An 8853-nucleotide genomic window follows, 5' to 3' on the forward strand; every position below is an offset into this window, starting at 1 on the left:
TTCGACGTCCTTCTTGGTTTGTCGGGAAGTGCCCCCGCAATGAACGATAGTTGAGCAACCGGGCGGCGCCGTCCGGCGGAGAAGGTGCCCACCCTGACCCGCTGCTCCACTGAAAGCTGGCCGACTCCCCATGGACCTGGCACACGAGGCGATCGACGGCCTCCTCACGGACTACCTGTATGGGGACGACCGCGCCCTCGACGGCCTGCTGGCAGCGGGGCCGGCGAGTCTTCGTCGGCTCCTCGCCATTCGGGCGGGCCGGGCCGAGCCGGGCTGGGACATGGCGGAGATCGTGCGCCGCGACCGGGACGACTACCGGCGCCCCTTGGAAGCGCAGATACACCTTGCCCGTGCCTTCCCGGACACCTTCTTCGACGAGGTTGCGGAGGACCCTGCGCAGGAATCGGCACTCATGGAGACGCTGGAGTACATCAAGGATCCGCGAGCCCTGCCGTTCCTGGAACGCCAACTGCGCACCCGTAGCCCGGAGTACCGCCGTCGAGCGTTGCGGGGTCTGGCCGAGAACGGTTCGGCCGATCACACCGAGGCCGTCGCCGCGTGCCTGGCGGATCCCGAGACGCGGTCCGAAGCGGTGGACACGCTGGCGCGGCTGGGTGACGTCCGTGCGGTCGGGCCGTTGCTGCGCGAGCACCTGGCGGACGACTCCTCGTTCGCCAGGTGCGCCGGAGCAGCCCTCGACCAGGTCGAGCAGCGCATCGGCGGGCCGCTGGTACCGCCGGCCTGGCGCGAGCTGGGGCCGGCGGTGTTCACCGCGCAGGCCGTGATGGGCGTGCCGTGGTGCGTGGCCGAGGTTCTGGTGGAGCCCGGTCAGACGGTCCGGGGCGGCGAACTCATGGCGGTCCTGGAGAACGACGCGATCTGCCAGGAGCTGATCGCGGACTGGCCCGGCACGGTCACGGAGGTCCGGATCGCGGTGGACGACGAAGTTCCTGAGGGGGCCGTCCTGCTCGTTGTCCAGTCCCGTCGCCGGATCGGCTAGCCGAGGTTCCGGCTTCGCGTCAGCATGCTTATTCCTGACGGGAGATGAGCAAGAGACCCCCTGTTATGGTGCGCTTATGTCATTGATCAAGAAGTTCCAAGTCACCTTCGACTGCGCGGAACCCCGGCGGGTCGCCCGCTTCTGGTGCGAGGTGCTGGGGTACGAATCGCCGTCGCCGAAGGGGTTCGCCACCTGGGACGAGTACGACCGCTCCCAGCCTGCCGAGGACCGGGGTTCGTGGTCCGCCTGCATCGACCCCTCAGGTGTGGGCCCGCGGCTGTTCTTCCAGCGCGTTCCCGAGGGCAAGGTCGTCAAGAACCGGCTGCACCTCGACGTGCGGGTCGGCACCGGGCTCGTGGGCGAGGAGCGCCTCGCCACGCTCGAAGCCGAGTGCACCCGGCTGGTCGCGCTCGGCGCGGTACGCGTGCGACTGCTCTATGACGGCCACGATTCGTGCATCGTGATGCAGGACGTCGAGGGCAACGAGTTCTGCGTCGACTGAGCCTCCTCCGAGTCGGCGGGACGGGCCGATGGGCGGCGGCGGTGGTACGGGGCTGGCGGAGTGGAATTCCGGGACGCGTGGTGGGAATGCGTACGACCTTCCCGGGCGGGGCGGCACGCTTCCTGCTGACCCACAGCAGGGCTGTGGCCGAGCACTCAGGAGGAACCCGCCCATGAGCAGTCACGGACACCCGGACGGGGTGCGAGGCACCTCTCCCGCGGCGAAGGCGTCGGCGAGCCGTCACGTCGTCGCGTTCTACCAGACCGGCACGACCACGGGTGACCCCGGCAGCCAGTACGTCTCCCCGGTGCCCCTGATCGGCCACGCGGACGTGGTGGAGGTGGCCGCGTTCCACCTCAACGATCCCGCCCAGTACCCGATCCTCACCCTGAACGACGACCCGCCCTCCGCGGCCAAGTACGTCCCGATGTGGCGTGACATCGCCTCGGTGCAGGCGAAGGGCGTCAAGGTCACCGCTCTCCTCGGCGGCGCCGCGCAGGGGACGTACGGGCTGCTCGACAAGGACTTCGGCACGTACTACCCGCCCGTCCGCGACGCCCTCAGGACGTACCGGCTGGACGGCATCGACCTCGACGTCGAGGAAGCGTTCCACGAGGCGACCGCCGAGAGGCTCATCCGTCAGCTGCGCTCCGACTTCGGGCCGGACTTCCTGATCACCCTTGCCCCGGGGCCCGGCGAGCTCACCATGCCCGAGGGCAGCAACCTCCCCTTCCTCGACTACCGCACGCTCGAAAAGCAGGTCGGCCCCCTGATCCGCTGGTACAACACCCAGTTCTACTGCGGCAACGGCAGCCTCGCCGACACCGCCGACTACGACGCGGTCATCCGGAACCAGTTCCCCGCGTCCAAGGTCGTCGCCGCCGGCATCACCAACGACAACCTGGACTGCGAGGGCTACGTCGACATGCCGGTCCTCCAACGGACCCTGCGCGCTCTCGCCGACAAGTACCCGGACTTCGCCGGTGCCGCCGGTTGGGAATACGCGCTCTCCCGCAACGTCGACGGCCCCAACTGCCCTACTGGTCCTGCTAGTTGGTACTGTGCCGTCCGTCAGGCGCTCGTCGCCTCGGTGGCCAAGGCCTGACGGTGTAGCTCCGCGCAGTTCTCAGGCCTCGTGACATCCGGCCCCCTTCGCTTCCGCGCGAAGGGGGCCGGTGCCGTCCCGGCCGGTGCCCTGAAGCCGGGGATGCCGGACACCTCATCGGAGGCGGGTCATGCCTCGTTGTCGGTGTCCGATCGGGTGGTGGCCGTGTTGACGGGGCGTGACGAGGCCTTCCCGGCCCCCGCGGCGACGGGCTGGGCGACAGCCAGCAGAGCCGTCGTGCATTCCTCGGTGAGGTCTTCCGCGTGCGGTGGCAGCGGCTGTCCGGCGCGCAGATGGCGGCGGACCACGGACAGCGGCAGGTCGATCAGGGCCAGGGTGATGCGCTCGTGGTCCTGGGGGCCCGCCGCGCCGAGGGTTTCGGCGAGGGAGCCGATGGAGTCGAGCACGCGTCGGTTGCCGAGGTCCGCGCGCTCCTTGTGTTCCTCGGACCAGCCGGCGCGGCCGAACTCCTCGGCGCCGTAGAGGAGGAGCGAGGCTTCCTGCGGGTGGGCGCGGCTCCAGGAGATGACGTGCCGGGCGGCCGCGCGGGCGGCCGGGTGGGGGTCGGGGGCGCTGCCGAGTGCGGCGAAGTGCCCCTCCTGGAAGCGCTCCACGGTCCGCAGCCACACCTCGGCGAGCAGGGCCGTACGGCCGGGGAAGCGGTGGTACATGGACCCGCTCGGCGCGCCGATCGCCTGGGCGACGGCGGACATGGTCACGCCGGCCGGCCCGGCGGAGGCGGCCAGCCGGACGGCGGCGTCGAGGATCTGGTCGGTGTCGAATCGGGGTGGTCTCGCCATGAATCAGAGGGTACCCTCCAGATTATTAGAGGCTGGTCTCTAATAATCTGGAGGGGAGGACGCATGGGCGTCTACAACGTGCACGAGCGCCTGCTGGCCGCCAAGGCGAGCGAGGTGGGCGCGCTCGTCGACAGCCTGTCAGGCGGCCCGGCGGACCGGCTCTGGGCGCACCCGAACTGGCCCGCGATGGAGTTCGACCGCCCACTGGCGGTCGGCGCGACCGGCGGCCACGGCCCGGTCCGCTACACGGTCACCGCGTACGTGCCCGGGGTCTGGGTCCGCTTCACCTTCAGCGGGCCGCGCGGATTCCACGGCTTCCACGAGTTCACGGTGCTGCCCGTCGACGAAGAACGCACCGTGCTGCGACACACCCTCGCGATGAAGGCCGGCGGCCTGGAGCGCCTGACCTGGCCGGCGGCCTGGCGCCCGATGCACGACGCCTGCCTGGAGGACGGCCTGGACCGCGCCGAGCTCGCCTGCACGGGCACGGTGGCCCGCCCGGCCCGCTGGACCCCGTACGTACGCCTGCTCCGCGCGTTCGCACACAGGTGAACAACGACACGGGGCCGCCTGCCGGCGGTTTCGAGCGCGGCCCTCCGGCCGATGATCTCGTCTGATCTCATCGTCCTCGTCCGGCAGGCGTACGTGCCCCGGAACAGCTGGTCAGCGGCTGCTGTCCGGGCGGTGGACGCTGAGGTTGCCGTAGGCCGGCAGAACGCCGGCCAGGTCGCCGGGCTTGTCTCGCAGCGTGGCGTCCAGGAAGGCGAGGGTGGCCGCGGCGACGACGCGCGGGCTCTCGGCACGGCCCAGGGAACCGACGATCGAGGGCACGGGCGGCAGATACAGGGGGCCGTCCATGAACGTGAGATGTGCGGCGCCGGGGATGGTGAGCCGGTAGCTCGTCGCGGTGCTGGACTTGAGCGCCTCGGTGAGGCGGGGCAGGTAGCGCGGGTCGGTTGCCGGGGTGACGGCCTGGGTGAGCGCGAGCGTCGGCTGGTCGAGGGCGGGGGAGGTGGGGCCGTGGGGGTAGCCGTCCAGATCGATGACGGCGTGGAAGCGGCGGTCCTGCCGGGCTGCCTGGAGGGCGGCGGCGCCACCCATGGAGTGTCCGGCCACCGCGGCCCGACCGGTGTCCAGGTGTCCGCTCAGCGGGTCGGCGGTCTCCCCCCGGTCCAGACCGTCCAGCTGGGTGAGGACGAATCCGAGGTCGGCGGCCCGAATCGCTGTCCAGTCGGCCGCCAGTTTCTCGTCCTGGTCCGGGTCGCCGGTGGAGGTGGTCTCGGTGGTGATCGTCCGGCCGTCGGAGAGGACGACGGCGGCGGAGTCGTACGGGTGGTCGAGGGCGGCGACCACGTAGCCGTGGCTGGCCAGTTCCTCCGCCCAGGCGGTGTTCTGGGTGCGTACTCCGCCCGACCCGGGAGAGAACAGGACGACGGGGAACCGCCCCCGCCCGCCGTCCACCGGGGCGTCGAATACAGAATGGGTGTGGGCACGCGGAACACCGTCGACCAGGAAACCCGGCAGGCCGACCTGGCGGGCGAGGGCGTCGGAGACGGTGCGGGCCTCGTGCTCCGTGCGTCCGAGGTACTGGGCCCGCTGCGCGCCGGCGGGGCTCTTCTGCGCGGGGTACCAGAGCTGGACCACGACCGTGCGCCGGTCGTCCGGATCGGCCGTGAAGGTCTCGGGGCGGTGCGGGTCGGTCCACTGGACCACGCGGGTGCCGACCGCGAAGTCGCCTGACGGGGTGGGGAACTCGGGTACGGGAAGGGCCCAGGCGGCCGCCGGGCCCGTGGCGATCAGGCCGACGCAGGCCACCGACCCCGGCAGCGCCAGCCACCAGCGGGCCCGCCACGCGGGCCGGCCGGGACGGCGTCGCAGCGGCCGCAGCAGGGGGGAGAGGGCGAACGGCAACGCGAAGGCGGCGCCTGCCAGGACCGGCAGCATCTGCCAGCGGATCCCCGCCACGCTCAGCAGGATCGCGGACAGGACGAGAACCGCCCCCGCCGCGATCGTGACGTGTGGGCGGGCGGAGGGGGGAAGCCAGCGCGCCACCACCAGTGCGACGGCGCCCAGCAGGACAAGGATTTCCAGGGGGGACATGTACAGCCCCGTGATGATCTCGGTCACCAGGCCATATTCGGCGCCGGGTATGCGCTGCCACATCGATCCCGGGTCGCCGTCGTGTGCCACCGGGGTCGCAATCCGTGGCAGCTCCCGGTGCGACCGGAGTGGCAATCGGGCACGCCGGATCGGCGGCCGCCCTACGACCACGGGAGGTAGCGGGACTCCTCCTGCGGTCGTACCTCGGCACGGTGCCATCAGACGGTGGACGCATGTGCTCCCTGGGGCCCGCGCCCTACCGTGACAGGGCCGCCTGCACGCGGTGGCGGCCCCGGTCGGGGCCACCATGACGCCGAATCGACAGGGACGTGTGATGAGCGAGGCGGCCGCGGAACCCGGCGATGCCTACCGGGACCGGGTGCGGGCGTTGACGCCGGTGCGGTGGGCGAGGACGACCCTTCGGCTGACGAGGTACGCCGACCTGGCCTCCGCACGAGCGGCGCGACTGGTGACAGCCGCCGGGCGCCGGTGCTCCCGGCTGCCGCCCATGGTGTGGGACGCGCTGCTGCCGACGCTTCTCCTGCTCAACATCGTGACCACCCACGCGCCGCACGAGCTGCCGGTGGCCGTCGCCCTCACCGTCGCTCTCGCGCTGCCCCTGCTGTGGCGGCGCCGGGCCCCGCTCACGGTGTTCGGCACCGTGGCAGCCGCGGCCTTCGTCCAGTGGCTGACAGACGTCCAACTCCCGGCGGACGTCTGCCTGTTGGTGGCCCTCTACACGGCAGCCGCGAACTCGGGCCGGCGCGGCACACTCGTCGCCGGTGCCGTCGTGGAGGCAGGGGCCCTGCTGGCCTGCCTGCGCTGGGCGACGGAAGGCGCATTCCTGACCCCCTTCGTCGCGGTCACCGCGATGGTCGTCGCCGCCGCCGTCCTGGGTGTGAACGTGCGGACCACGCGCGCCTACCTCGCGGCCCTGGAGGAACGGGCCGCACGCCTGGAGCAGCAACAGGAACAGCAGGCGCGACTGGCCGTCGCCGAGGAGAGGACACGTATCACCCGGGAGATGCACGACATCGTCACCCACAACCTGTCCGTCATGGTCGCGCTCACCGACGCCGCCGTCTACGCGCAGCACCGGTCGCCCGACAAGGCCACCACCGCGATGCTCCAGATCTCCGAGACGGGCCGGCAGGCCCTGACCGACATGCGGCGCTCGCTGGGCATCCTGCGGACCGACGAACCGGACGCGGAACGCCACCCGCTACCCGGCATCGCCCAACTGGAGGCCCTCGCCGACCAGATGTGCGCCGCCGGGCTGCCGACCCGCATCGAGGTCCAGGGCGGCCACACCCACATACCCGCCACCGCACAACTGACCGTCTACCGCCTGGTACAGGAAGCCTTGACCAACACCCTCAAGCACACACCCGCCGGCACACGTGCGACGGTCCGGATACGGTGCTCGACCGGGACCGTCACCGTGGACGTCACCGACAGCGGCCCCCGCCCGCCCCATCCCGGCGCCACACCGTCCGGCCACGGCATCCCCGGCATGCGCGAGCGCTCGGCCGCCTACGGGGGGACGTTGCGGGCCGGACCGCTTCCGGGTGGCGGCTGGGGAGTCCACACCCGCCTCCTCCTCGACAGCAGCGGAGCGGCGTCCGCATGACGATCCGCATCCTGATCGCCGACGACGAAGCGCTGCTCCGGATGGCCTTCAGCACGGTCCTGGAGGCCCAGCCCGACATGGCACCGGTCGGCGAAGCCGCGGACGGCGCCCAGGCCATCCGCCTCGCCCGGGAGCTGCGCCCCGATGTCGTCCTCATGGACGTCCGGATGCCCGGGATCGACGGGATCGAGGCGACCCGGCAGGTCATCCGGATCTCCCCGCAGAGCAGAGTGCTGATCCTCACCACCTTCGACCTGGACGAATACGCCTTCGCCGGGCTCGGCGCCGGAGCCTCGGGCTTCCTGCTGAAGAACACCAGGCCCGAGGAACTGCTCACCGCGATACGCAGCGTCGCCGCGGGCGACGCGGTGGTGTCCCCGCGGATCACCCGCCGCCTGCTGGAGCACCTGCGCCCGCACATTCCCGACGGCAGCAGCGCCGACCCCGACGATCGGCTGGGCCGACTCAGCGCCCGTGAACGCGAGGTGCTCGTCCAGGTGGGCTGCGGCCTGTCCAACTCCGAGATCGCGGCCGCCCTGTACCTCGCGGAGGCGACCGTGAAGTCCCATCTGGGGCGAATCCTGCACAAGCTCGAACTCCGCGACCGGATACAGGCGGTGGTCTTCGCCTACGAGAGCCGCCTCATCCACCCCGCATGACGCCGCCGAGCGCCTCGCCGCCGCCCGCCCCGGGTCCGGTGTCGGGACGGGAACCGTGACGTCGTCATCGGCGTCCCCGTTCAAACCAAGTCGTCTACGACCAGGGCCCGCGGCTCCCTGAGTTCCGAGCAGAAAGACAGTGATGACTCAGCAAGATCACCAGGCCCTGCCCGCACCCGGGCCGGACGCCTCCGGTCGGGCCCCGGGAACCCCGGCCGGAGGGGGACCTTCGCGGTCGATACGGCCGTGGCTGCCGGCCTTGCTGTGCGCCCTGGGGTTCGCGGCGGTCTACCTGCTCGCCGTCTGGACCCCGTTCGGGCAGCGGGGGGAGAACTCCCTGATGAACGGGAACGGCGGCGAACCGGCGTGGATCTACGACTGGTCGGGGTCGACCTTCGACTCGGCGGCCATGCCCCCACTGGAGTTCACCGCCCTGCCCACCCTGGTCGTGGGGATGGCCGTGATCGTGGTCGTCGCCCTGGTGCGGCGGTGCTGGTGGCAGGGCTGCGCGGCGATCGGGGTCGTCCTGGGCACGTTCGGGGGCACCGAGGTGTGCAGCAAGATGGTCCTGCCCCGCCCCGATCTGGTGAACGCGCCCGCCATGCTCACCGAGGTGAGCTTCCCCAGTGGGCACGCGGCCGTCCCCATCGGGCTGGTCCTCGGCGCCGCCCTCGTCGCCTCCCCGCGCCTGCGCCCCTACGTCACCGCGGTCGGCATGCTGTGGCTCACCGTCACCGCCGGTGCCGTGCAGGCGCTCTACCACCACCGGCCCAGCGACGTGCTGGGGGCCGCGCTGCTGGGCTGCGCCTGTTACGGCCTCGCGCTCTGGCTGCTGCCGGCCTCCGCCGCACCGGGCGTCGCGCGCAGCCCCCGGGCTCTGCCGGCCGTCGCCCTCGTCCTGTCGGCGGCCGCCGCGCTCGCCGCCGGCGCGCGGGACGACTCCGTCACGGGACCGCTGATCTTCGCGGCGGCGGCCTTCCTGTGCGCGGCCCTGGTCTGGTGCACCGTGGTGGCGGGACCTGCCCGCGTCGGGCGTCGAACGCGGCCGGCCGTGGGC

9 protein-coding genes are annotated in these 8853 nt (G+C 71.9%); 7 read left to right on the plus strand and 2 right to left on the minus strand.

Features of this window, described 5'->3' with window-relative positions:
* The first annotated feature begins 130 nt into the window (after positions 1–130).
* The 3 genes from ACFV6I_RS03660 (at position 131) to ACFV6I_RS03670 (ending at position 2607) form a co-directional block, all read left to right on the plus strand.
* Positions 131–1000, plus strand: a complete 870-nt coding sequence (locus tag ACFV6I_RS03660) for a HEAT repeat domain-containing protein (RefSeq protein ID WP_380423461.1) — start codon at positions 131–133, stop codon at positions 998–1000.
* A 76-nt stretch (positions 1001–1076) separates the two neighbouring features.
* The gene (locus ACFV6I_RS03665) at positions 1077–1502 is read left to right on the plus strand and encodes a VOC family protein (protein WP_380423462.1); all 426 of its coding nucleotides are present in this window, start codon (positions 1077–1079) and stop codon (positions 1500–1502) included.
* 172 nt (positions 1503–1674) lie between these two features.
* Complete coding sequence (locus tag ACFV6I_RS03670; protein ID WP_380372340.1) at positions 1675–2607, plus strand: chitinase; 933 nt, start codon at positions 1675–1677, stop codon at positions 2605–2607.
* Between the two features lie 128 nt (positions 2608–2735).
* Here ACFV6I_RS03670 and ACFV6I_RS03675 read toward each other — a convergent pair whose 3' ends face one another.
* On the minus strand, positions 2736–3407 hold the full coding sequence (locus tag ACFV6I_RS03675; RefSeq protein WP_380372338.1) for a TetR/AcrR family transcriptional regulator: 672 nt from the start codon (positions 3405–3407) through the stop codon (positions 2736–2738).
* Between the two features lie 63 nt (positions 3408–3470).
* On the opposite strand from ACFV6I_RS03675, the gene ACFV6I_RS03680 reads away from it, so the two are divergent.
* Positions 3471–3959, plus strand: a complete 489-nt coding sequence (locus tag ACFV6I_RS03680; protein WP_380423463.1) for an SRPBCC family protein — start codon at positions 3471–3473, stop codon at positions 3957–3959.
* A 111-nt stretch (positions 3960–4070) separates the two neighbouring features.
* Here ACFV6I_RS03680 and ACFV6I_RS03685 read toward each other — a convergent pair whose 3' ends face one another.
* Entirely contained in the window at positions 4071–5570 is a 1500-nt protein-coding gene (locus tag ACFV6I_RS03685; RefSeq protein WP_380423467.1) for an alpha/beta hydrolase family protein, read from the minus strand.
* 271 nt (positions 5571–5841) lie between these two features.
* On the opposite strand from ACFV6I_RS03685, the gene ACFV6I_RS03690 reads away from it, so the two are divergent.
* From ACFV6I_RS03690 to ACFV6I_RS03700, 3 genes are all read left to right on the plus strand, one after another.
* Positions 5842–7137, plus strand: a complete 1296-nt coding sequence (locus ACFV6I_RS03690; protein ID WP_380423464.1) for a sensor histidine kinase — start codon at positions 5842–5844, stop codon at positions 7135–7137.
* Complete coding sequence (locus ACFV6I_RS03695) at positions 7134–7796, plus strand: response regulator (protein WP_380372325.1); 663 nt, start codon at positions 7134–7136, stop codon at positions 7794–7796. Before ACFV6I_RS03690 ends, ACFV6I_RS03695 begins: the two co-directional genes overlap by 4 nt.
* A gap of 142 nt (positions 7797–7938) precedes the next feature.
* Positions 7939–8853: phosphatase PAP2 family protein (locus tag ACFV6I_RS03700; protein ID WP_380423465.1), on the plus strand; the 915-nt coding region annotated here is incomplete at its 3' end.

Source organism: Kitasatospora sp. NPDC059803, assembly GCF_042732255.1.
GTDB lineage: Bacteria > Actinomycetota > Actinomycetes > Streptomycetales > Streptomycetaceae > Kitasatospora.